Origin of the sequence: Yersinia mollaretii ATCC 43969 (assembly GCF_013282725.1) — a bacterium.
Lineage (GTDB): Bacteria > Pseudomonadota > Gammaproteobacteria > Enterobacterales > Enterobacteriaceae > Yersinia > Yersinia mollaretii.
In genome coordinates, this window is record NZ_CP054043.1 from 4,150,514 (window position 1) to 4,173,373 (window position 22,860).

Here is a 22,860-nt window from a genome sequence, read left to right on the forward strand (position 1 = left end):
GAAAATTTGTTTTACTGGAATATATCAGTGAACATCTATTTCACTTATTTGATGCATTTAGTGAGCATCTTTTCTTTATATTGGGTTAGATTGAAATTCAATTTGATAAGCTAATTAATGTCGATAAAGCCCACTGGCAAACTGGTAGCGCGGCGCTGCTAACTTACTTATACTCGTACCACTTTATCGAACATGCTGAGGAGCGGCGTCACATGGGTTCAAGCAGTGCTTTCTCACGCAATATTCTATCCAGACGCCATCTTGTAAAAAAAAGTGTCATACTTGCACTCTGTTTTTTTATTTGTTTTGTCATTATTACGTTGTCATTACTTTATCGCAGCAGCGAGCGTAAATTAACAACACAAAGTGATCACATTATCTCCTACTCCTCCCAGTTCCTGAATGAACTGACGACCACGATGTCTCAGCTTATACCACTGAGCAACAAGAGCTGTGAGCAAGCCAGCTCCGCGCTTCACTATCGAGCCGCATTTACTAATGGTGTCAGGGCATTCTTATTGGTGAGAAATGATATTGCTTATTGCTCTTCGGCAACGGGTAATATGCATGTCCCGGTCAGCGTGTTATATCCCGAACTTAATGTCACCCAGCCGCTAGATTTTAAAATTCAGCAAGGCACACCTATGATGCCAAGCAAACCAGCCATTGGTGTTTGGCTGCGAGAGGCCGGTCGCGGTAATACCGGCGTATTAGCTACGCTGGAATTAACTTTGCACCCCTATTTGTTAATGAATTATTCTGATAATCAAGTCAACGGTTTAGCCATTATTATCGATGAATTAGCAGTCACAACTTTTGATTCTAAAGTCATACCGATCAGCCAGTTACCTACTAGGGCAGCCCGTGAAGTGCAATTACCCGGCTACCCAATTAAAGTCTTGATCTACCATACCAGTTTGACTGCGGATGATATTCGCATGACATTATTGGGCGGGCTGTTACTGGCAGGTTTGGTCGGGATTTTGGCTTATTATATTTTAATTGCCAGCCAAAGTGCTGAAGCGGAAATTTTGCGCGGTATTCGCCGTGGTGAATTCTTTGTTGAATATCAGCCAGTGTTTCGTTCACATGATCGCACAATATCTGGTCTGGAAGCACTCATTCGCTGGCAGCACCCAATTGAAGGGCGAATCTCACCGGACCTCTTTATTCCCTATGCAGAAGCTCAACATCTGATACAACCACTCACCCGGCATTTATTTGAGTTGATTATCAGGGACTGTGAGTTAATGGCGCACCACATTCCAGTCGGCACCAAGCTAGCTTTCAATATTTCCCCAGTCCATCTGGCAGATGACGATTTCCGCAAAGATGTCTCCCATATGTTGCAGCAATTAAATACCGATATCTTTGCGCCCGTATTTGAGATCACTGAGCGGGGCATGGTTGAAGAGGAGTTAGCCATTAAGCAATTTGCCTGGATGCGTTCACAAGGCGTGCAAATCGCCGTCGATGACTTTGGTACCGGTCATAGCGCCCTGATCTATTTAGAACGTTTTACGTTAGATTATATTAAAATTGATCGTGGGTTTGTCAGCACTATCGGCGTGAATACGGTGGCGGCACCAGTATTAGATGCCGTATTAATGTTGGCGAAGAAACTGAATATTGAAACTGTCGCCGAAGGGGTTGAGACTGAACAGCAACTCCACTATTTGGCGCAGCACAGCGTAAACTACCTGCAAGGTTATTTACTCAGCAAGCCGTTGTCTGTTGAGGCTTTAATCACATTTTGTCATAAACAAAATAGCTAACAAAAAACAGTCCAAAAATCATTGGTACAATACTCAAACAGCCATGATTCAGGTCAGTAATTCGAGTCAATGACCACAGCTAGCATCGCTGAAGTTTAAAGTCTGGTAGAGATTATTGGCTTAATGTTTGCTTTACGCCCCTGCAAACTGGTAATTTCATTTAAGATTATTGTTATCTGAATGAATTGCAGGAGATCACCACGAATATGTTGTTACGCCTATTTGCTGCCTTGGCGCTTTCGGCCCTGAGTTTTGGCCTACAGGCTGAAACTATTAAAGAGGGGGCATCTTTTGCCATACTGGGCGAACCTAAGTATTCATCAGATTTTAGCCATTTCGATTATGTTAATCCGGCGGCTCCCAAAGGCGGCGATATTACGTTAGCCACCATTGGCACCTTTGATAATTTCAACCGCTATGCCTTACGTGGCAACGCGGCCATCCGCACTGAAAGGCTGTATGATTCGCTATTTGGCACCTCAGATGATGAGATTGGGAGCTATTACCCATTAATTGCAGAATCTGCGCGTTATGCCCCCGACTTCAGTTGGATTGAAGTGGATATTAATCCCCGCGCCCGCTTTCATGATGACACGCCTATTACCGCGCAGGATGTTGCCTTCACCTTCAATAAATTCATGACCGAGGGCGTTCCACAATTTCGTATCGTCTATAAAGGTGTGCAGGTTAAAGCCATCTCCCGCCTGACGGTACGTTTTGAATTCCCCGAACCCAATAAAGATAAAATGCTGGGCCTGTTTGGTTTGCCCGTCATGCCAGCGCATTTCTGGAAAGACCATAAGCTGAGTGACCCGCTGAGTAAGCCGCCGGTTGGCAGCGGCCCTTATCGCATCGGTAAATACAAAATGGGCCAGTTTGTCACCTATGATCGAGTGAGAAATTACTGGGCTGCTAACTTACCGGTCAATCGGGGCCAGTATAATTTTGACACTATCCGCTATGACTACTATTTAGATGACAAAGTGGCGCTGGAGGCATTTAAAGCCGGGGCCTTTGATTTCCGCGAAGAGACCTCGCCGAAAAGTTGGGCCACCCAATACGCGGGCGGCAACTTTGCGAAAAACTATATTATTAAGCAGGATATTGTCGATAACTCCGCACAAAATACCCGTTGGTTGGCATTTAATGTCCAGCGCCCTATTTTTAGTGACCGACGAGTTCGCCAAGCACTGACACTGGCGTTTGACTTCGACTGGATGAATAAAGCCTTCTATTTCAACAGTTATCAACGCACCAATAGTTTCTTCCAGAATACCGAATATGCGGCCAAGGGGTATCCAGACAGCGCGGAGCTAGCTTGGCTGGCCCCACTTAAAGGAAAAATACCGCCAGAAGTGTTCACCCAAATTTATCAGCCGCCACAAACTGATGGCAGCGGTAATGCGCGCGATAATTTGCTAAAAGCGCGCGAATTACTGAGCGAGGCGGGCTGGGAAGTCAAAAATCAGCAGTTAGTTAACAGCAAAACCGGCAAGCCCTTTGAGTTTGAATTGCTGTTATTGAGCGGCAGTAACTTCCAATATGTTCAGCCGTTCAAACACAATTTGCAGCGCTTGGGCATTACCATGAAAATCCGCGAGGTGGACAGCTCTCAGTTTGTTAACCGCCTGCGCAGTCGGGATTACGATATGATCCCCACAGTTTACGCCGCCTTCCCCTACCCTAGCCCGAATCTGCAAATTTTTTGGGGCTCAGCTTATGTTGACTCCACCTATAACGCCTCTGGCATTAAAGATCCGGCCATCGATGAATTGATTGCCCAAATCATCAAGCATCAAGATCAACCGGAGGCACTGCTCTCTCTGGGCCGTGCCCTTGACCGAGTGTTGACGTGGAACCAACTGATGATTCCAATGTGGTACTCCAATCATAGCCGCTTTGCGTATTGGGATAAGTTCTCAATGCCAGCGGAACGCCCCACCTATACGCTAGGGTTTGATAGCTGGTGGTTTGATGTCAACAAGGCAGCTCGCCTGCCAACAGAACGCCAATAGGGGGCTGTTGTGGGCGCATATTTATTACGGCGGCTATTGCTGATCATTCCCACCTTGTGGGCGATTATCACCATCAACTTTTTTATTGTACAGATTGCACCCGGAGGACCCGTTGATCAGGCGATAGCCAATATTGAACTGGGCCACTCCAGCGGCTATAGCACCGGTGGCGGTGATGGCGGATTGGGTGGCGCAAAAGTGGGCTTGAACGCGGCACAAGTGGGTGATAGCAACTATCGCGGCTCACGTGGATTAGACCCGGAAGTGATCGCCGAAATCAAACAGCGCTTTGGTTTTGATAAGCCGCTGCACCAGCGCTATTTCGATATGCTGTGGAGCTACGTGCGCTTTGATTTCGGCGACAGCCTGTTCCGTGGCGAGTCAGTTATGTCGCTGATTAAACACAGTTTGCCAGTCTCTATCTCACTCGGGCTATGGAGCACGCTGATTATTTATCTGGTCTCTATTCCCTTGGGGATTAGAAAAGCGGTGCGCAACGGCAGCGCCTTTGATAACTGGAGCAGCGCCTTAATTATTGTCGGCTACGCTATCCCTTCGTTTTTATTTGCTATTTTACTGGTAGTGCTGTTTTCCGGTGGCAGCTATTTCGACCTTTTCCCCCTGCGCGGGCTGACCTCCAGCAACTGGGACACCCTACCGTGGTACGGTAAAATCACCGATTATCTATGGCATATCACCCTGCCCGTATTGGCAACAGTGATTGGCGGCTTCGCTACATTGACGATGCTGACTAAAAACTCCTTCCTCGATGAGATCCGCAAGCAATATGTGGTGACAGCTCGCGCTAAAGGGCTACCCGAGGAGAAGATTCTGTATCGCCATGTGTTCCGCAATGCCATGTTGCTGGTGATCGCCGGTTTCCCCGCCACCTTTATCAGTATGTTTTTCACCGGTTCGCTATTGATCGAAGTGATGTTTTCACTGAATGGCTTAGGGCTACTGGGCTATGAAGCCACACTACAGCGAGATTATCCGGTGATGTTTGGCACCCTTTATATTTTCACCCTGATTGGTTTGCTGCTGAATATTATTAGCGATATCACCTATACCTTGGTTGACCCACGGATCGATTTTGAGGGCCGCCAATAATGATACGGTTAAGTGCGATTAATCAGGCCCGCTGGGCGCGTTTCCGCCAGAATCGCCGTGGCTACTGGTCACTGTGGATCTTCCTGACGCTGTTTATTATCAGCTTGTTTGCCGAGCTACTCGCCAATGACAAACCTCTGCTGGTGAACTATCAGGGCAAGATCTACATGCCCTTTATGGTCAATTACAGTGAGTCTACCTTTGGCGGAATTTTAACCACGGCAGCCGATTACCAAGACCCCTATGTGCTTGACCGCATTAAAAATAATGGTTGGGCGATTTGGGCACCCATCCGTTTTAGTAATAACACCATCAATTTTGCCACGGATGTACCCTTCCCTTCACCGCCCAGTCGTACCAATTTATTGGGCACTGACAGTACTGGTGGTGATGTATTGACCAAAGTAATTTATGGATTCCGTATTTCGCTGCTATTTGGCCTGACGTTGACCCTATTCTCCAGTGTGATTGGTATCTGTGCTGGGGCGATACAGGGCTATTACGGCGGGAAAATTGATCTGCTGGGCCAGCGATTTATTGAGGTTTGGTCGGGGATGCCAACCCTGTTTTTGGTGATTTTACTCTCCAGCATCGTACAACCGAATTTCTGGTGGCTACTCGCCATCACGGTGTTATTCGGCTGGATGGGGCTGGTCGGCGTGGTGCGGGCCGAGTTCCTGCGCACCCGTAATTATGACTATATCCGAGCTGCGCGGGCTATGGGTGTACGCGACCGAACGATTATGTCGCGCCATATGCTGCCCAATGCCATGGTCGCCACCCTGACCTTCCTGCCCTTTATTTTGTGTGGTTCGATAACCACCCTGACCTCATTGGATTTCCTCGGTTTTGGTTTACCGATGGGGTCGCCATCATTGGGCGGGCTGTTATTGGAAGGCAAAAATAACCTGCAAGCGCCTTGGCTTGGCATCACGGCCTTTCTGGTATTGGCCGTGCTGTTATCTCTGTTGATCTTTATCGGCGAAGCAGTCCGTGACGCCTTTGACCCCAGTAAGGTGTACTGATATGGCGACCTCTCCACTTCTGGATATTCAAAACCTCAGTGTGGCATTTCGCCAAGCGGGCGTTGACCGTGAAGTGGTCAGCGAGCTGTCATTGCAGGTCAATAGTGGTGAAACCCTCGCGTTGGTGGGGGAATCCGGCTCCGGTAAGAGTGTCACTGCCTTGTCGATATTGCGCTTACTGCCCTCGCCACCGGTAGTTTACCCCGGCGGCGATATTCTATTTGCGGGCAAATCACTGCTGCATGCCGATGATTCGACACTGCGTGGTATTCGCGGCAATCAGATCTCCATGATTTTTCAAGAGCCGATGGTGTCACTCAACCCTCTGCACACCATCGAGAAGCAGTTGGCCGAAGTGCTGTCACTGCATCGAGGTATGCGTCAGGAGGCGGCCAGAGCCGAAATTATTCAGTGCCTCGACCGCGTGGGTATTCGGAATGCCAAAGGTCGATTGGCTGATTTCCCTCATCAGCTTTCCGGCGGAGAGCGCCAGCGGGTGATGATTGCGATGGCGGTATTGACCCAACCCAAATTACTGATTGCTGATGAGCCAACCACGGCACTGGATGTCTCGGTGCAGGCCCAGATTTTGGCTTTGCTGAAAGAGTTAAAGCAAGAGATGGGCATGAGTTTGCTGTTTATCACTCATAACCTGAATATTGTCCGCAGATTGGCAGATAACGTGGCCGTGATGCGTGAAGGTCGTATCGTCGAGCAGAATAGCCGTCAGGCGCTGTTCAGTACGCCACAGCACCCCTACACTCGCCAGTTATTGGATGCCGAACCACAGGGCGAGCCATTGCCCCTCACGTCAGGTCTCGCGCCGCTGCTTGAGGTCAAAGGGCTGCAAGTGGCGTTCCCCATTAAACGTGGCTTACTGCGCAGAACGGTCGATCACCACTATGCACTGAAAGATCTCAGTTTTGAGCTAAAACCCGGTGAAAGTTTGGGATTAGTGGGCGAGTCGGGATCAGGGAAAAGCACCACCGGACTGGCCTTGCTGCGCTTATTACCCTCCCAAGGTGAGATTTGGTTTAACGGGCAACCACTGCACAACTTTACGCCAAAACAGATGTTGCCCTATCGCAGCCGCATTCAGGTGGTGTTCCAAGACCCTTATTCGGCGCTCAACCCGCGCTTGAATGTTCAGCAGATCATTGCTGAAGGGCTGGAAGTTCATCAGAAACTCAGTGCCGTGCACCGTGAGCAACGAGTGATTAAGGCCATGGAGGAAGTCGGGCTGGACCCCGTGAGCCGCTATCGTTATCCGACTGAATTCTCCGGCGGGCAGCGCCAGCGCATTGCTATTGCACGGGCATTAATCCTGCAACCGCAATTGCTGATTCTTGATGAACCCACCTCGTCGCTGGATAAATCGGTACAGGCACAGATTCTGGCTCTACTCAAATCCCTCCAACAGCGTTACCAACTCAGCTACCTGTTTATCAGCCATGACTTGCAAGTTGTTCGTTCGTTATGCCATCAGGTGATTGTGTTAAAGCAGGGGGAAGTGGTAGAGCAAGGCGACTGTCAGGCGATTTTTGCCGCGCCAAAAAAGCAATATACGCAGCAGTTGCTACAATTTGCCGACTAATGGCGCAAGCATTAAAATGCGCCAACATGCCGGGCTGACGATATCATCGATGAATAAATACGGTCGACAAATAGCGCCGATGAACGCTTAATGGCGTATCAGAAGGGATAGAGTGCCGTCATGGTTTCGGCAATGGCGACACCTACATCTTTCAGGCGGCACATGGTCGCACTCTCATCCTGCCGATGAACGAAGAGGCAAGGTTCACCCTCCCATTCAACAATCGCGGAATCCACTTGTATCTCTTGAAGCGAGAGATGCAGCCGCTGCATGATAATCTGCGCATGATTGCCATCGTGGCTGAGTAATTTCAGCCCCATAAGGTCATTTTGGGTATCGTCTATCGCCGTCAGTGGTATCGGTTCAACATTGACCCCGATAAACCCAGATAACCAACGGTAACTTTGCGGCAGACGATGTACTACCGAAAGTTGGATATTATTCACGTGTTTTTCCTAGTCAAAATAAAATTTCAAAAATTACAAAGGCACCACAATGACTCACACTCATTAAAGTTATAGCCGCTAAGTTGTCATTGTGCATGATTCACACTCAATCAAAACACAACATTGATAACAATTTAGAAACTTAAAACTAACAATGTTACTTTTGTGTTATTTTTAACCTTTCGTCAACCTTTTCTGCCAAGGTTGAAACTACCGGTTTGGGATTTAGATCCCATTTTTCGTTATATTTATACCTTTATGGCGGTCAGCTCAACCATTTTTCTTGCAAACGCGTTACTTAATCGTCGCCAATATTTTACATTTAAGGAACAATTCAAGGCAAATTCAACGTAATGAAACCACATTAATTAATTGATAAATATATAAATTAACGGGTATCAGTTACCTTTTAACTGGCAGAAATATCTGATAAAAATCATTCGATAACTCTTTAGCGCTTTTTTATGTTAGCGCTTAAAAAGTTAACAATATGTGTCTAAGAATAACTATGCAACGAATAATAATATGCATGATTACTATATTGATTGAGCGCAATAAAACGGCGCTTATTGGTCAGAATTAGGGGTGAAATTTAACAAAATGACGGGGTAAACCGAGGGGGGCATTGGCGAGATTAAATCGATAGATTTCATCGACAGACTGGCAGCAAATAAGGGTGTAGATCATGGCTAGAAAGGAAACGCCCTTCGGCGTCCGCCTTTCACATTTTACTCGCTATACTTTTTTCACTACATTTTTCTGCGGGCGGCTGGCATAGAGATACAACAACATGGCGACAATAATACAAAACGCCATTGAACTCACCATCGGCCAGGCACTACGCGAGGGAGCCATCGACAGCAGCGTCCCCACCACGGCACCAATACCAAAACGTAAAGTCCCAGCCAGAGAAGAGGCCGTCCCCGCCATATGCGGGAAATCATCCAAAATCACCGCCATAGCATTCGAGGTGATCATCGCGATACAACCGACATAAGCCGCCACCCCCAGCACCAATGCCCAGAATCCTAGGCCAGTGGCACACACCACCAGCAACCAGATCCCCATCACAAATTGAACCAGCATACCAAAGCGGAACATTTTCAGCGCACCGAAACGGCGAACATTGCGGCTGTTAATCAGTGTCATCAAGAACAAAAAGACAATATTCAGCGCAAAGTAATAGCCAAAGTTCTGCGGCGAAACGCCATTCAAATCGATATAAACGAAGGGACCGGCACTGAGAAACGAGAACATTCCGGCGAACGAGAAGCCGCTGGCCAGCATATAGCACAGCACCCGCTTATGGCGGAAGAGTGTCGCAAAATTACCGATAGTGGTGCGCAGATGAAACCTTTGCCGTTTCTCTTTGGGCAGGGTTTCTTTGATATAAAGTGCGACCAGTATTGCACCAATCAATGCCGCACCGGCCATCGTCCAGAAAATGGCATGCCAGCTAAACCACACCAGCAGTGCGCCCCCAATAATGGGAGCCAGCAACGGCGCGATAGTCATCACCAAGACCACGAAAGACATCATTCGGGAGAAATCATCTTTGGTGAACATGTCGCGCATCAATGCATTAATCACCACACTGGCAGCAGCGGCAGATAAGCCATGCAAAAAACGCAAATTAATCAGTTGTTCAATCGACTGCGCCATGGCACAGGCCATTCCAGCCAGCGCAAAGATCAGCGTGCCCCAGAAGATAACCGGCTTGCGCCCTACGCTGTCGGCCATTGGCCCATAGAACATCTGCCCGATAGCAAATCCCAGCACATAGGCGCTGAGCGTCATCTGTACCGCGCCACTCTCTACGCCAAACTCTTGCGCAATAATCGGCATGCTCGGCAGATACATATCTATCGCCAGCGGCATCAGCATCGACAGCAAACCCAAGATAAAAATCAAGCCAAAGTGGGATGTGCGGTTCTGCGCTTCGTTTTGGTTACTGGCATGCACGTTCAACAACTCCTTCAACAACTGACGGCAGGTGATATCCGCTGCAAACCACGTGGGAACAGCTCACCCACGCGACAATAGAAAAGCCATTACAGATGGGGCGCGCCGACACTAGCAATCTCTTCAGCCGTTAGCGGGCGGTATTCACCGGGTGCTAAATCGTCATCAAGTATCATTGCGCCAATGCGTTCACGGTGCAGTGCCAACACTCGATTTCCGACCGCCCCAAACATGCGTTTTACCTGATGATAGCGCCCCTCACTGAGGGTCAGGCGCACCAGTTGCGGCTCAATAATTTCGAGCTGGGCCGGCTTGGTCAGAGAGGTTTCATTGTGCAGTTGCACACCATCAGCAAACCGCTGCGCCGTATCTTCAGCGACTGGATGCTCCAGCGTCACTAAATAAGTTTTTTCACAATGATGGCGTGGGGAGGTTATCCGGTGCGACCACTGACCATCGTCAGTCATCAGCACTAATCCGGTGGTATCAATATCCAACCGCCCAGCGGCATGCAACTTGTAAGCCACTGGCTCATCAAGGAAATAGAGCACGGTAGGATGATCCGGGTCTTCTGTCGAACAGACATAACCCTGCGGCTTGTTCAGCATAAAGTAACGGGGGCCAAGGGTTTGCTGTAGTGGGTTGCCATCAAATCTTACGTCACTCTCTGGTGTCAGCTTAGTCGCACCACTTTTGACCACTTCGCCGTCAATAGTGACTCGTTTGGCCCGCAGCTCGCGCGCCACCAACGCCCGGCTAACCCCTAATTGCTGAGATAAAAACTTGTCCAATCGCATTGAATCTACTTTGCCTGTTGTATAGTCGTACCACTGACGGGCACGATACCCATAATCACTGCTGCCAACAGCGGCAGAGTGCTAATAATAGGGTGAGAAATTAATAAAGCAGTATAGCGGCGGTTGCCATATCATCCTAGGAACAGTTACTCAAAAAGTCATAAGTGTGGAAATGATATTTAGGTTGAAAATGACATCTATCCTCATCAGGCGGGCCTATTAATGGCCTTTACGCTACGCCCATACCAGCAAGAGGCGGTGGATGCCACCCTCGCCCACTTTCGTCGCCACACCGACCCGGCACTGATTGTCTTGCCCACGGGGGCGGGTAAAAGTTTGGTTATCGCCGAATTAGCGAAACTGGCCCGTGGTCGTGTACTGGTTTTGGCGCATGTCAAAGAGTTGGTGGCGCAGAATCACGCCAAATACTGCGCCTACGATTTAGAGGCCGATATTTTCGCCGCCGGGCTACAACAGCGCCAAAGTGAAGGCAAAGTAGTGTTTGGCAGTGTGCAGTCTGTGGCACGTAATCTCCCGCTATTTGATAGCGCATTTTCGCTGCTGATTATTGATGAATGCCATCGCATCAGTGACGAAGATGACAGCCAATATCAGCAAATTATCCAGCATTTACGCACCACCAACCCCCGGCTACGTCTGTTGGGGCTGACAGCAACCCCCTATCGGCTGGGCAAAGGCTGGATTTATCAATTCCACTATCACGGCATTACCCGTGGTGATGAAAAAGCGCTGTTCCGCGATTGCATCTATGAATTACCGCTGCGTTACATGATCAAGCACGGTTTTCTGGTGCCACCGGAGCGGCTGGATATGCCGGTGGTGCAATATGATTTCAGCCGTCTGACCAGCAACAGCGACGGTATGTTCCGTGAAGCGGATCTCGATCGAGAGCTTAAACAGCAGCAACGCATCACCCCGCATATCGTTAGCCAGATAATGGAGTACGCCGCCCAACGCCGTGGGGTGATGATTTTTGCGGCCACTGTTGAGCACGCCAAAGAGGTGTACGGATTGCTGCCCAAAGGCGAGGCCGCGTTAGTGAGTGCTGGCACTCCCCCCGCCGAACGGGATGCCCTCATCACCGCATTTAAGCAGCAACAACTGCGCTATCTGGTCAATGTCGCCGTGCTGACCACGGGCTTTGATGCACCTCACGTGGATCTGATTGCGATTCTGCGCCCCACCGAGTCGGTCAGTTTGTATCAGCAGATTGTCGGTCGGGGCTTGCGGCTCTCACCGGGTAAAGAAGATTGCCTAATTCTGGATTATGCCGGGAATCCCCACGATCTTTTTACCCCCGAAGTGGGTACCAGCAAACCCCATAGCGGCAGCCAGCCAGTGCAGGTCTTTTGCCCAGATTGCGGCTTCGCCAATATTTTCTGGGGGAAATGCACCGAGTCTGGGCAGATCATTGAGCACTATGGCCGCCGCTGTCAGGGCTGGTTTGAGGATGATCAAGGGGCGCGAGCGCAATGTGACTACCGCTTCCGCTTTAAGTCTTGCCCGCATTGCGGGGCAGAAAATGATATTGCCGCGCGCCGCTGTCATCAGTGTCAGGAAGTGCTGGTTGATCCTGATGACATGCTGAAAGCTGCGCTAAAATTGAAAGATGCGCTGGTGCTACGTTGCGGCGGAATGAGTCTGGAAACGGGCCGTGATGCTAAAGGCGAGTGGCTGAAAATCACCTATTACGATGAAGACGGCACCAATACCAGCGAGCGTTTTCGCTTAACCACAGCCGCGCAGCGTATGGCATTTGAGCAAATTTTCCTGCGCCCTCATCAGCGCGCACCGGGTATTGCGCTAAAATGGCAAACGGCAGCCGATATCATCGCGCAACAAGCGTTGTTACGTTACCCCGATTTTGTCGTCGCCCGCCAACGTGGGCAATGGTGGCAAATCAGGGAAAAGGTATTTGATTATCAGGGCCGTTTTCGGCGGGCGGATCCCCTAGCTTAAGCCGCATTTAGCCTGAGATTTTCTCAGTTTCATTTGCTGTTTGGCCGATATTTCGCTAGAATGCCGCCCGCTTTGCTCTGGGTTTACCCAATCAAAGCCGAGTATCGAACCTGTTGCTGGGTCGCCTGTAGCAGGGTAAATTTTCTTAAGAGAAAACAAAATGACCACTATCAATGTAGAAGTACGTAACGACCAGGGTAAGGGTGCGAGCCGCCGCCTGCGTGCAGCAAATAAATTCCCGGCAATCGTTTACGGTGGCACAGAAGCAGCTATTTCTATTGCTCTTGACCATGACACCACCAAGAACCTTGAAATCAAACCGGGCTTTTATGATTCCGTACTGACTCTGGTTATCGACGGTAAAGAAACCAAAGTTAAAGTGCAGGCTGTTCAGCGTCACGCTTTCAAGCCAAAACTGACTCATATCGACTTCGTTCGCGTTTAATCGCGTCGCCTTCGATATTCGGGACGCCGAAATAAAAAACGCCGCTTATGCGGCGTTTTTTATTGGCTAAACAAAGCCATAGATCAAGCGGTTAACTCTTATCTAGATTAACCCTTGCCTAGATTAACCCTTGCCTGAATTACGCTGTAGCTGATCGCGCAGATTCGGTGGCGTACCTTTAATGGTCAGCGTATCCGTCGCCGCATCCCAGAAAATACGCTCACCCAACAGCAGCGCGTCAAAATTGATACTCAACCCGCCACCACTGCCCGCGAACTTGGTCAACTGACGCAAAGTGCCGCGATCCGCCGGGAAGCTCTCTTCCAATGCATAACCCTGCTCAGCCGTGAATTGCTGAAAATCTTTTTCGCCGAACTTCGGCAGCTCTTGAGCCAACTCCTGCAAAGCAATCTCTTCGCCAGACTGCAACTGCTCATTACAGTAGCTATAAACCTGCTGACGGTAGGCCTGCCGCTCATTTTTGCCTAACTCGGCATCTGCACAATAGTCGTCAACTGCCTGCAATAAACCACGGTTTTGCGCTTTGGTATCCAGCCCTTCGGCTGCTGACAGGAAATCCATAAAGAAATCAGATACCTTTCGCCCTATCCGCCCTTTCAGGAAGGTCAGGTAACGAGTCGATTCAGGATTATTTTCCCATTCAGTCAAATCAATACGGGCAACAATATCCGCGCGGTTAATATCAAGATAATGGGTAGTACTCAGATCAAGCTGTTCATCCACTCGCATGCTATTACAACTGCTCAGCACCGAGATCAGCAAATATTCGGTTGCCAGATAGCGGTATTGGCAAAACAGCACCACCCCCCCTTCAGCAAACGGGTATTTGGCTAACTCGTCACGTAAACGCCCGGTCGCTGCACGGCTAAAGCTGAGGAAGTCTTCATCACCCTTACGGCATCGTTTCAGCGCATCCGCCAGCTCACTTTGCTCATTAAATAAGCCGTAAGCTTTGTTTTTGGCGCTGTAAACACGATGCAGCTCGGCCATCATCTCTTCAACGACAGCATTGGCAGGTAACAGGGAATCGCGTAACACCACGTCAAGCGTTTGTTCATCGCGCTTAATAAGCTGATGTAAGGCTATCTGGTCGATATCCAGACTCATGATAAATACTCCTTTTGGCTAGGGGCGTATTCAATCACTGATACCTGAGAGCTGCAACCCCCCATACGATGACGCCCCTCAATTAATGGCTAATGATTCTTAATGCTATAAAATAGCGGAAAAGCGCGTCTCTATACGGTAAGATGTGGGACTTTGTCAGGTGTTGAGTACAATTTTTATGCCACAATCATCCCGTTATAGCGACGAACACGTTGAACAACTACTGTCTGAATTGGTCAGCGTACTGGAAAAACATCGTACCCCAACCGATCTTTCTTTGATGGTGTTGGGAAATATGGTAACAAATCTGATCAATACCAGCATTGCCCCCGCGCAACGCAAAGTATTGGCACGTTCTTTCGCTGAAGCTCTTCAGGCTTCGGTACGTGAAGATAAAGCTCATTAATTTATCGGCCAAGACTGCAATCTCAATATGGTGACAAATCGTCAGCGCTATCGTGAAAAAGTCTCCCAGATGATCAGCTGGGGGCACTGGTTCGCCCTGTTTAATATTCTGTTCAGCCTGGTGCTGGGTAGTCGCTATTTGTTTGTCTCCGATTGGCCCTCCTCGCTGATTGGCCGTATCTATGCCCTCGTTAGCTGGCTTGGGCACTTTAGCTTTATCGTTTTTGCCGCCTATTTGCTGGTGATATTCCCCCTAACCTTTGTGGTGATGTCACAACGGCTACTCCGTTTTCTTTCCGCCGCCTTTGCCACTGCGGGTTTAACCCTGCTATTGGTGGATACCGAGGTCTTCACCCGTTTCCACTTACATCTTAATTCGGTGGTGTGGGAGTTAGTGGTTAACCCGGACCAAACAGAGCTAGCACGCGATTGGCAATTGATGTTTATTTCGGTGCCGGTCATTTTTCTGGTCGAGATGCTTTTTGGCACTTGGGCTTGGCAAAAACTGCGCAGCCTTAACCGGCAGCGCTTTGTTAAGCCACTGGTAGCGGTATTTATTTCTGCATTCTTTGCCTCGCATCTGATGTACATCTGGGCTGATGCTAATTTCTATCGCCCAATCAGTATGCAGCGAGCAAACCTGCCACTCTCCTACCCAATGACTGCCCGTAAATTCCTCGAGAAACACGGCCTGCTTGATCAGCAAGAGTATCAACGCCGCCTGATGGAACAAGGCACACCGGATGCACTGGCGGTTGAATATCCGCTCAGCCCGATTACCTTCAGCGATAAAGGCAGCGGTTATAACCTGTTATTGATTGTGGTTGACGGCATTCGTCTGAGTAGCCTTGAGAAAGATATGCCTGCATTGGCCGAGTTTGGTCGTGCAAACATTCAGTTTGATCGCCACTACAGTTCGGGGAATCGTCAAGATACCGGCTTATTTGGTCTGTTTTATGGTATATCGCCGACCTATTTAGACGGTATTCTCTCTGCCCGTGAGCCTTCTGCATTTATGACGGCACTGAGTGCGCAGGGTTATCAGTTCGGTCTGTTCTCATCCGATGGCTTTGAGTCACCACTCTACCGCCAGGCATTGTTAGCCGATTTCACCCTGCCCGCACCAGTGAAACAGACAGACAGCGAAACCACGGCCCAATGGCAACAGTGGTTATCAACACCCAAAAGTGATGCACCTTGGTTCTCGTACATTAATCTGAACGGATCAACGGAAGCGCAAGATCCAATCACCGGCAAGAAAATGGCAGCACCGGCTAACTTTATCCAGAACTATCAAGCGGGTGCGCGAGATGTGGATCAGCAAATTGCTACGATTCTGGAGACCCTGAAGCAGAGTGGGCAGCTCGATAAAACCGTGGTTATTATTACTGCGGCCCATGGCGTCGAATTTAACGATAGCGGCAATAATAGTTGGGGCGCAGGCAGCGGATTTAATCGTCAACAGCTCCAAGTGCCATTAGTAGTTCACTGGCCGGGCACCCCGGCACAGAGCGTGAATAAGCTGACCAATCATGAAGATATCATGACGACACTGATGCAGCGATTGTTGCATGTCAAAACGGCATCAGAAGATTACTCGCAAGGGGAAGATTTGTTTGCCGCGCAGCGCAACAATAACTGGGTGGCGACTGGCGACAATGGCACGCTGGTCATCACAACACCAACACAAACGGTGGTGTTAGATAATAACGGTGAATATCGTACCTATGATGAGCAAGGCAATGAAATCAAAAATGAAAAGCCACAGCTCCCCCTGTTGTTACAAGTGCTGACAGATATAAAACGCTTTATTGCGAACTAGTTCTAAAAATAGCCACTAGAACGCTCAAAAAACAGACGAATGAACGGTCAAGTCTTGTATTAATAAGGATAAAATGTAGTATAAAGACCACTACATCGGCATGTAGCGCAGCTTGGTAGCGCACCGTCATGGGGTGTCGGGGGTCGAAGGTTCAAATCCTTTCATGCCGACCAAAATACCGCAAAAAAACCAATCCGTTAGGGTTGGTTTTTTTGTTTGTGGGATTTACTGATGGTAAAACAATAGTGAAAGAATGTTAAAACCCCGACGATATCATCGGATGATTTTTGGCGGTAAATATATTGTAAACTCATTTAGTGGTTCGATTAATACACTGTATGGAGCACACTGCTCGTGTAACTTTACGATACCAAGGTCTGATAACAACTTAAAGTTGGCAGATGTCAATGTTGCAGGTTTAGCTGCCAGCTCTTTGTGCCAGACTCTATATGTCCCTAGTTTGCCGTCCCTGCGATAGTAAAAACCAGCCAGAGGGTGTGTTAGATAAACGAGTGCAGATTCAGTATCTGGAAACCCAGGAAAATCAAAGCGGTCATATCTAGACTGCACAAGTTCAACAGAGGCTTTTGCCCAATAAGACTCTGTCACCATTGCGTATTTTTCGTAAAGACCGCTAGCTTCATTGAATTCACAGTCAAAGCTGACCTTGCCTCGATACCAGGGAAGATTCCATAAGTATCTAGGTACGGTTATTGTCCATGAATCTAGAGTCGTACCGAGAAACCAAACACAATGTTCATTAGTTTCTTGATCAATGATATATATGCGGTAATTTGTCTGGCCCATCGTGAATTTAGGAAATGGAAATACTGCAGAAGTGAAATCAATATCTATAAATGGCACGACTGAGATAAGCCCCATGTTCTTGCCTTCAATAACAATAGTATCTAATTTAAATCTGTCAGGAAATAGGCCTAAAAATCTTTCTGCGGGTACAGCATAAGTAATAATTGAAAAATGTTTTAAACCACAAAGTACATCTATTCCTTTTGGCCTTGGCCTTTCCATTAGATAATCTTTAAATTTTCTTAACTTTTGCATAAAATCTCTTACAGGATAGATATTTAAATTGAAGGAAATTTTACCCTAAGCCGCTATTTGCAACAGTATCTTACTTTATATAAAATTTAGATCTCCCCATTGCTTCACCTGATGCTTGATAGATCATCATTTTCTGATGCCGACGTGCAGCCTGATCCTGAAAAGGGTAAACAGAACCCCCCATAACTAAGTCACGTATATATTGCTGCTCATAAGTATTAGATTTTTTATTCTTTAATGAATATTTTTCAATATCCAGATTACTTAAATTAGGAAAATACCAATCCTCAGTCCAGCCATCGATGATAATGGCCGCACCGCCCAAATTAAACATACTTGTTTCAGACATTATCTTATTATCTGAAATGATAACAAAAACATGATCAACACCTTCTATACACTCACCGTCAGAATCATAAATACCTGAAGTACACAAGTTAATATAATGCCTACTCCTATTAAATCTTAATATAGGATCTTTAACCAATGGTTCAAGGCAAATAAATGCCTTCTCCTCACAATTCCCTACACCTATTTTTCGAACTTTCCGTGCTGTTTGTTCAATCGTTTTGTATGGAGCATTGGGATTGTCTCGCCATTTAGCAAATTTATTCAGTCTCCTTTTTGAGATTTTTACACAATTATCCCTATTGGTGCTCAAAATATGATGGGCACGCACAATTTTTACTGCACGCTCTGCTGCTCCCTTGCGCTCCTCAAGAACATCTAGGCTAACATTAAATTTCATATTCATTATAATAACTTATTTTGGCTGTATTTTTATAACGCGACGCAGTTTAGTTAATTTTCATTATATTAAATAAAAACACTTAGCGCCTCTATTGTAATAATTAAAAAATCGAACACAACACAATTATATTCGATATTTAAAACTGAGCCAATCAAGCTTAGGTGTAGTTATGTACTGCACTTTTGGGAAGTGTGGAATATGTGGGGAATTTATATTCTCTATTCCGTAATAGCTGATATATGATTATTTTTCTACACTATAGCAAATAGCCTGTAGTGATAAAATCAGATTTATTTTTTGGAAAAAGAGCAATACATGAGCTAACAACTTATTTAACAGTGAAATTTCTCACAAAAATAACACAAAATACTGACAATGAAAAATATTTTGGTATCACATGTAATGTGTATAATAAAAAATAAGTAGTGGCACTATCTTCAACGCTGCTTTGGTAAAAATATCCGATGATTGAAAATACAGCCAGCAGGCTGCTTTCTTAGGCTTGTTACAAATAATGAGAGTCGGTGATTTTACTCATCGATGGATAGAATAACCAACGGAAGAAATTCATAATAATGATTAAATCGTTTAACAGCACCAACGACATTGACTATTTTAAAAATGAAGGACATAACAGCTGGATGCTGTTGCAGAGATGCCGTGAAGTATTCCAACAAATGTCACAGTATACATGCACAGATGCGGAGACATTCGCTAAAAAAAATGCCTACTATCGTGACGTGATACAACCTCGACTAGTTGATTACTACCGCGCCCCAACAAGAATACATGCAAACAACCAAGCAAATATGCTGGCTACAATTCAATTAACACAAGAGAACACATTAGCGACATTACACTCGATAGCGACTAAAACTCACTTGGCTATGGCTGGTTGCTGCACAACTCTAGCATGCACTACCGCATATGAATTGATTAATGAAGACCAAAATAATACTCTTATCGAGCTTGTTGTTCACGCAGGGAAACATAAGCATGCTGAAACTCATTGTTTTGTTCTTGTAGGACGAGATATAACATCTCAAATATCAATCCCCGGCTCATGGGGAAAAAATGCTTTTATTGTTGATCTTTGGGCTGCAACACTAGGGTTACGTCCCATATCACAGCCATTATCCCCGGCGATAACAGATCTCTACCCTCCAAACTCTATTCTTTTTAGCAACCAAAGACTTTCTCGTTAAATAATATACCTATTGAGCAGGCCGTCTGATTCTTTTACACTTTTTTTGTCGCACAAAATCAGCCAAAAAGGCTAGGGGAAAGGATTCGTACGTAAATGTGTAAGATCGTTCTACAGGTCACGCCAGTTCTGGCTTTTCATGTTTGTGCAAATTTCAACCTAGGGTACGACGTTGGTTTTGCTGTCCCAATTAAGCCCTTTTAATAAAAATACCCCTGATAGCCCGGTACACAAAGGTTTAAAGCTAATAAATAAGGAAGTAGGATAATGAAAGTGATCTTATGTTCACTGCTTGCGATTGCCCTGATCGTGCCTGTACACGCCAAGTCTGCATCCAACGCACGGGCAACAGCCAAGGTGGCTGAGTTTCTAAGCTGGGAACGTAAACTCAAACCAAGTGGCATCTATCAGAACTATCTGGGTGGTGCACTGCCAACCATTATCTCAGACGAGCTGCTCTGTTTGCTACACGCCGCCTCGGCTGCACGAGAAATTGCCACGCGGATGACTCCAGATGAAAAACCCCCCTTTGTTGAGGGCAACCCTTTCCTGCCCAATGCCTGGGATTATGTATTAGGTTCTAAAATTCTTTCATCCCGCCCCACGGCTGACAGCAGGGACCAGAGCACAGTAAAGGTGCGCTTCACCTACGGCGCGGTTAGGGGAAAAACCTACAGCTATACTAGCACCTACCTAGTGCGGGAAGAAAACAAGGAGGCCCGTATTACTGATATAGATGCAGGTGGACACTGTGATTTCTGCCAATCCGGGAGCTTGCGCGCTGCTTTGTATGAGACGCTGGCAGCCTATCCATCCTCCGGCTATCAGCAGTGTAAAGCTCTGGCAAGATAAGATCAGGGTTTAGGGAGTAACAGCGCCCCCCTCCCCCCGAAACAGCCTAAACTGTCGGATAAACGACAAAAAGAGCTGTGCCGAATGCACTAATCCGGCCAATATTCTATCAACGATCTGGCAGAGTTGTTCGCGGTATCCAGACCAACAGTTTACCGAACACTTTCGCGGCATAAGACAACTTTGGAAATCTCAACCGAAGAAAGCAGGCAGCATTCTGCTTTATCAGATTATTTACAATCGTCGGAGATCTTTACCAAAGCAGCGTTGAGAACAGCATCATTCTCAGAAGCAAACACAGCGATCCCCTTTACTGGTTTACCTTCTTTCAGGGAACCAGAGGTTAAAACCTCATCAACCGTATCGAGTTTGAATTCTTTCTTGTCTGGAGAGTAAGCCTTCAGGCAAAACTTTGATAAATCAACAGTATCTGCTGATAACTTTGCTATGGAGACCTCAAAGGTTTTAGTGTAGGCAATTTTATCACCAATGGATATAGACCCCTGAGATTGTTCAGTGGCATATACGGCGATATTACTAGGAGTAGAGGCGTTTGCTGCAAAGCAAAAACCGACCAGAGTTAGAGATGTAATGATAGCAGAAACCTTCATATCAATTCCTTTTTGTCAGTTAATTGTCTGGGTTACTGTACGTATGCAAGATGCATCCCTCTGATAATAGGGGTCTGAAGCTCAACCGTACGAAAACGTACGCTAAGTAAATAAAAGTCAATGAGATTGTTCGCTACGCCATAGTGAAAATAAGGGACATCCGCAGGGAATATTCGCAATTATTCTTGTGATTTTTAATATTAATTATCTAATTGTTTGCTTCTATTTCATTTTAGTGATTTTTAGAATATATATCCTCAATATGTGACCGCGGTATATTGCCACTGAGATAAAATACTTCATCCTCGCTGTAGTTAATGTTGCTGAAGTCGGTTAAAAGGTCTTAACATAGTAATAAATTCCTGTCATTAAAATAGAGAGAGCCCTGCCATAGGTGGGTGCTTTATCTGTAATAATACGTCGTGGCTGTTCCCAATCCCGTAAGTGACCCAATATCTTCTTCAAAAATCGATAAGCCGATTGGGTATTACGCCGAGACGAAATATAAAAATCAATCGTTCTACCATGGCTGTCGACGGCCCAGTACAAATAAACCCATTTGCCGCCGATTTTGACGTAGGTTTCATCCAGATGCCAAGGAGAGAGCTCAGTTTATCAAAATTGGATATTTGCAACAGTGCCGATTAACTCTCCTTTTTCTCAACTTCTGGCTTGCCTGGGAACATAATACTCAGAACAATACCCACAGCCAGTACGCCAAGGACAACATACAGGCTTGTCGTGGCCGTAATACTGTAACCGTGGTGCCAGATGTGATCTGTCGCATTTAGCCCCAGTTTTACAGCGATAAAGAACAGCAGCGCGATGACCGCTTTCTCCAGATGGACCAGATACTGCTTCAGTGCTTCGAGAACAAAGTAAAGTGTACGCAGGCCCAAGATTGCAAACATCATGGCACTGTAGACAATCAGCGGCTCACGGCTGACGGCGATGATTGCCGGTACCGAATCAAAGGCAAACATCACATCAGAAAGCTCAACGACAGCCACACACAAAAACAGCGGCGTGGCGTATATTGCGGTTTTCTTACCACGGCCGATAGTCACGTCTTTGTTTTCTGGCTTTGCCAGTTCCGCATCAACTTCTTTCTGTGAGAGCAGGAAAGCATGCCCTTTCAGTTTCGGCCAGATAGGGAAGAGGCGTTTCACCATGCGGTAGGCAAGATGCTGAGAATAATCCTCAACTTCATCCTTATCACCACCACTTTTAAGCATCATGACAGCCGTCATGGCCACAATAATCGCGAAGACCACTTCCACATAAAGCCCAAGGCTCAGGAGACTTGTACCGATGGCAACAAAGATGCCTCGGAATACGATGGCTCCAATAATGCCCCAGTAAAGTACACGGTGACAATAACGGTCAGGCACCGAGAACCACGAGAAGATAGCCATCATCACGAACAGGTTATCAACGGAGAGCACTTTCTCCAGCGCATAACCGGTAACAAACAGACTTGCGACTTCGGAACCGTGGTGAATATAGAGGAATCCGGCAAAAGCCATCGCCACGACGACCCAGAAGATGGACCACAGGACGGCACTTTTCAACGAGATTGGCTTGTCGTCACGGTGCATAAACAAGTCAATGAAGATGGCCCCGACTGACAGTGCAATGAAAACAATGACTGTTTCAGTCGGAAAACCGATGTGTGTTGAAACCATAACAACCTCTTAAAAATCGTGATTCAGAAACCAAATTCAGCCGGTTCAAAAACCAAATACGTGTCCACACCGCGATGTGTACCCTGCATGAATTTTTTATTTTTAAAACGACCCAGCTGGCGGGTCAGCTCTTCACGGCCTGAATTGATAGTGCTTTTACTTTGTCAAAAAGACTCATATTTAAATCCTTA

19 protein-coding genes, 1 tRNA gene and 3 pseudogenes are annotated in these 22,860 nt (G+C 46.9%); 13 read left to right on the forward strand and 10 right to left on the reverse strand.

The genetic code is table 11. The annotated features are described in order from the left end of the window. The first annotated feature begins 212 nt into the window (after positions 1-212). The 5 genes from HRD69_RS18430 (at position 213) to yejF (ending at position 7,519) form a co-directional block, all read left to right on the forward strand. Positions 213-1,775 carry a cyclic di-GMP phosphodiesterase gene (locus HRD69_RS18430; RefSeq protein WP_004874740.1) on the forward strand — a complete coding sequence of 521 codons (1,563 nt, stop codon included), beginning with the start codon at positions 213-215 and terminating at the stop codon, positions 1,773-1,775. Between the two features lie 206 nt (positions 1,776-1,981). Beyond that, a complete protein-coding gene (locus tag HRD69_RS18435) occupies positions 1,982-3,790 on the forward strand; it encodes an extracellular solute-binding protein (protein ID WP_032814014.1) in 1,809 nt (602 codons plus the stop codon). 9 nt (positions 3,791-3,799) lie between these two features. Then, a complete protein-coding gene (gene yejB, locus HRD69_RS18440) occupies positions 3,800-4,900 on the forward strand; it encodes a microcin C ABC transporter permease YejB (RefSeq protein WP_004874738.1) in 1,101 nt (366 codons plus the stop codon). Beyond that, positions 4,900-5,925 carry an ABC transporter permease gene (locus HRD69_RS18445; RefSeq protein ID WP_032814013.1) on the forward strand — a complete coding sequence of 342 codons (1,026 nt, stop codon included), beginning with the start codon at positions 4,900-4,902 and terminating at the stop codon, positions 5,923-5,925. The genes yejB and HRD69_RS18445 overlap by 1 nt, the downstream gene beginning before the upstream one ends. Position 5,926: 1 nt before the next feature. Next, complete coding sequence (gene yejF, locus HRD69_RS18450; RefSeq protein WP_004874737.1) at positions 5,927-7,519, forward strand: microcin C ABC transporter ATP-binding protein YejF; 1,593 nt, start codon at positions 5,927-5,929, stop codon at positions 7,517-7,519. Between the two features lie 98 nt (positions 7,520-7,617). Here yejF and HRD69_RS18455 read toward each other — a convergent pair whose 3' ends face one another. The 3 genes from HRD69_RS18455 to rsuA form a co-directional block, all read right to left on the reverse strand. Continuing rightward, positions 7,618-7,965 (reverse strand): YejG family protein, encoded by a 348-nt coding sequence (locus HRD69_RS18455; protein WP_004874736.1) that lies wholly within the window; start codon positions 7,963-7,965, stop codon positions 7,618-7,620. Positions 7,966-8,700: 735 nt separating this feature from the next. Next, positions 8,701-9,927 (reverse strand): Bcr/CflA family multidrug efflux MFS transporter, encoded by a 1,227-nt coding sequence (locus tag HRD69_RS18460; RefSeq protein ID WP_004874735.1) that lies wholly within the window; start codon positions 9,925-9,927, stop codon positions 8,701-8,703. An 89-nt stretch (positions 9,928-10,016) separates the two neighbouring features. Beyond that, positions 10,017-10,724, reverse strand: a complete 708-nt coding sequence (gene rsuA, locus HRD69_RS18465; RefSeq protein ID WP_004874734.1) for a 16S rRNA pseudouridine(516) synthase RsuA — start codon at positions 10,722-10,724, stop codon at positions 10,017-10,019. A 222-nt stretch (positions 10,725-10,946) separates the two neighbouring features. On the opposite strand from rsuA, the gene radD reads away from it, so the two are divergent. Together radD and rplY are read left to right on the forward strand one after the other, a co-directional pair. Continuing rightward, entirely contained in the window at positions 10,947-12,704 is a 1,758-nt protein-coding gene (gene radD / locus HRD69_RS18470) for a DNA repair helicase RadD (protein WP_004874733.1), read from the forward strand. Between the two features lie 160 nt (positions 12,705-12,864). Then, the gene (gene rplY / locus HRD69_RS18475; RefSeq protein ID WP_004874732.1) at positions 12,865-13,149 is read left to right on the forward strand and encodes a 50S ribosomal protein L25; all 285 of its coding nucleotides are present in this window, start codon (positions 12,865-12,867) and stop codon (positions 13,147-13,149) included. Between the two features lie 123 nt (positions 13,150-13,272). Here the strand turns inward: rplY and yejK are convergent, their stop codons facing one another. Further along, entirely contained in the window at positions 13,273-14,277 is a 1,005-nt protein-coding gene (gene yejK, locus HRD69_RS18480) for a nucleoid-associated protein YejK (RefSeq protein WP_004874731.1), read from the reverse strand. A gap of 178 nt (positions 14,278-14,455) precedes the next feature. Here yejK and HRD69_RS18485 point away from each other — a divergent pair, with 178 nt between their 5' ends. The 3 genes from HRD69_RS18485 to HRD69_RS18495 all read left to right on the forward strand — a co-directional run bounded on the left by HRD69_RS18485 (position 14,456) and on the right by HRD69_RS18495 (position 16,677). After that, positions 14,456-14,683: a YejL family protein gene (locus HRD69_RS18485; RefSeq protein ID WP_002208836.1), complete on the forward strand. Its 228-nt coding sequence runs from the start codon at positions 14,456-14,458 to the stop codon at positions 14,681-14,683. A 27-nt stretch (positions 14,684-14,710) separates the two neighbouring features. Continuing rightward, entirely contained in the window at positions 14,711-16,504 is a 1,794-nt protein-coding gene (gene yejM / locus HRD69_RS18490) for an LPS biosynthesis-modulating metalloenzyme YejM (protein WP_004874730.1), read from the forward strand. Between the two features lie 96 nt (positions 16,505-16,600). Beyond that, positions 16,601-16,677: transfer RNA gene (locus HRD69_RS18495), tRNA-Pro, on the forward strand. A gap of 100 nt (positions 16,678-16,777) precedes the next feature. Here the strand turns inward: HRD69_RS18495 and HRD69_RS18500 are convergent. Then, complete coding sequence (locus tag HRD69_RS18500) at positions 16,778-17,566, reverse strand: DUF2071 domain-containing protein (protein ID WP_004874729.1); 789 nt, start codon at positions 17,564-17,566, stop codon at positions 16,778-16,780. Between the two features lie 70 nt (positions 17,567-17,636). Beyond that, positions 17,637-18,320, reverse strand: coding sequence for a hypothetical protein (locus HRD69_RS18505; RefSeq protein ID WP_152412084.1), 684 nt, complete (start codon positions 18,318-18,320; stop codon positions 17,637-17,639). Between the two features lie 572 nt (positions 18,321-18,892). Between HRD69_RS18505 and HRD69_RS18510 the strand changes: the two genes are divergently transcribed. The 3 genes and pseudogenes from HRD69_RS18510 to HRD69_RS20690 all read left to right on the forward strand — a co-directional run. Then, a complete protein-coding gene (locus HRD69_RS18510) occupies positions 18,893-19,522 on the forward strand; it encodes a hypothetical protein (RefSeq protein ID WP_050413187.1) in 630 nt (209 codons plus the stop codon). A gap of 266 nt (positions 19,523-19,788) precedes the next feature. Then, a complete protein-coding gene (locus HRD69_RS18515) occupies positions 19,789-20,373 on the forward strand; it encodes a hypothetical protein (protein WP_004874727.1) in 585 nt (194 codons plus the stop codon). Between the two features lie 39 nt (positions 20,374-20,412). Next, positions 20,413-20,550 (forward strand): annotated as a pseudogene (locus HRD69_RS20690) (helix-turn-helix domain-containing protein); the annotation flags it as partial. A 53-nt stretch (positions 20,551-20,603) separates the two neighbouring features. Here HRD69_RS20690 and HRD69_RS18520 read toward each other — a convergent pair. The 4 genes and pseudogenes from HRD69_RS18520 to HRD69_RS18535 form a co-directional block, all read right to left on the reverse strand. Then, positions 20,604-20,984 carry a DUF4354 family protein gene (locus tag HRD69_RS18520; protein WP_032814011.1) on the reverse strand — a complete coding sequence of 127 codons (381 nt, stop codon included), beginning with the start codon at positions 20,982-20,984 and terminating at the stop codon, positions 20,604-20,606. 369 nt (positions 20,985-21,353) lie between these two features. After that, positions 21,354-21,596 (reverse strand): annotated as a pseudogene (locus HRD69_RS18525) (DDE-type integrase/transposase/recombinase); the annotation flags it as partial. A 32-nt stretch (positions 21,597-21,628) separates the two neighbouring features. After that, positions 21,629-22,669, reverse strand: coding sequence for a TerC/Alx family metal homeostasis membrane protein (locus tag HRD69_RS18530; protein WP_004874726.1), 1,041 nt, complete (start codon positions 22,667-22,669; stop codon positions 21,629-21,631). A gap of 77 nt (positions 22,670-22,746) precedes the next feature. After that, a pseudogene (locus HRD69_RS18535) lies at positions 22,747-22,847 on the reverse strand (Tellurium resistance protein TerB); the annotation flags it as partial. Positions 22,848-22,860: the final 13 nt, after the last annotated feature.

Bases quoted from the DNA above. Each gene is read 5' to 3' on its own strand.
- HRD69_RS18430 (WP_004874740.1), top strand. From the start codon at position 213: ATGGGTTCAAGCAGTGCTTTCTCACGCAATATTCTATCCAGACGCCAT.
- HRD69_RS18435 (WP_032814014.1), top strand. From the start codon at position 1,982: ATGTTGTTACGCCTATTTGCTGCCTTGGCGCTTTCGGCCCTGAGTTTT.
- HRD69_RS18445 (WP_032814013.1), top strand. From the start codon at position 4,900: ATGATACGGTTAAGTGCGATTAATCAGGCCCGCTGGGCGCGTTTCCGC.
- yejF (WP_004874737.1), top strand. From the start codon at position 5,927: ATGGCGACCTCTCCACTTCTGGATATTCAAAACCTCAGTGTGGCATTT.
- rsuA (WP_004874734.1), bottom strand. From the start codon at position 10,724: ATGCGATTGGACAAGTTTTTATCTCAGCAATTAGGGGTTAGCCGGGCG.
- radD (WP_004874733.1), top strand. From the start codon at position 10,947: ATGGCCTTTACGCTACGCCCATACCAGCAAGAGGCGGTGGATGCCACC.
- rplY (WP_004874732.1), top strand. From the start codon at position 12,865: ATGACCACTATCAATGTAGAAGTACGTAACGACCAGGGTAAGGGTGCG.
- yejK (WP_004874731.1), bottom strand. From the start codon at position 14,277: ATGAGTCTGGATATCGACCAGATAGCCTTACATCAGCTTATTAAGCGC.
- HRD69_RS18485 (WP_002208836.1), top strand. From the start codon at position 14,456: ATGCCACAATCATCCCGTTATAGCGACGAACACGTTGAACAACTACTG.
- yejM (WP_004874730.1), top strand. From the start codon at position 14,711: ATGGTGACAAATCGTCAGCGCTATCGTGAAAAAGTCTCCCAGATGATC.
- HRD69_RS18500 (WP_004874729.1), bottom strand. From the start codon at position 17,566: ATGCAAAAGTTAAGAAAATTTAAAGATTATCTAATGGAAAGGCCAAGG.
- HRD69_RS18505 (WP_152412084.1), bottom strand. From the start codon at position 18,320: ATGAATATGAAATTTAATGTTAGCCTAGATGTTCTTGAGGAGCGCAAG.
- HRD69_RS18510 (WP_050413187.1), top strand. From the start codon at position 18,893: ATGATTAAATCGTTTAACAGCACCAACGACATTGACTATTTTAAAAAT.
- HRD69_RS18515 (WP_004874727.1), top strand. From the start codon at position 19,789: ATGAAAGTGATCTTATGTTCACTGCTTGCGATTGCCCTGATCGTGCCT.
- HRD69_RS18520 (WP_032814011.1), bottom strand. From the start codon at position 20,984: ATGAAGGTTTCTGCTATCATTACATCTCTAACTCTGGTCGGTTTTTGC.
- HRD69_RS18530 (WP_004874726.1), bottom strand. From the start codon at position 22,669: ATGGTTTCAACACACATCGGTTTTCCGACTGAAACAGTCATTGTTTTC.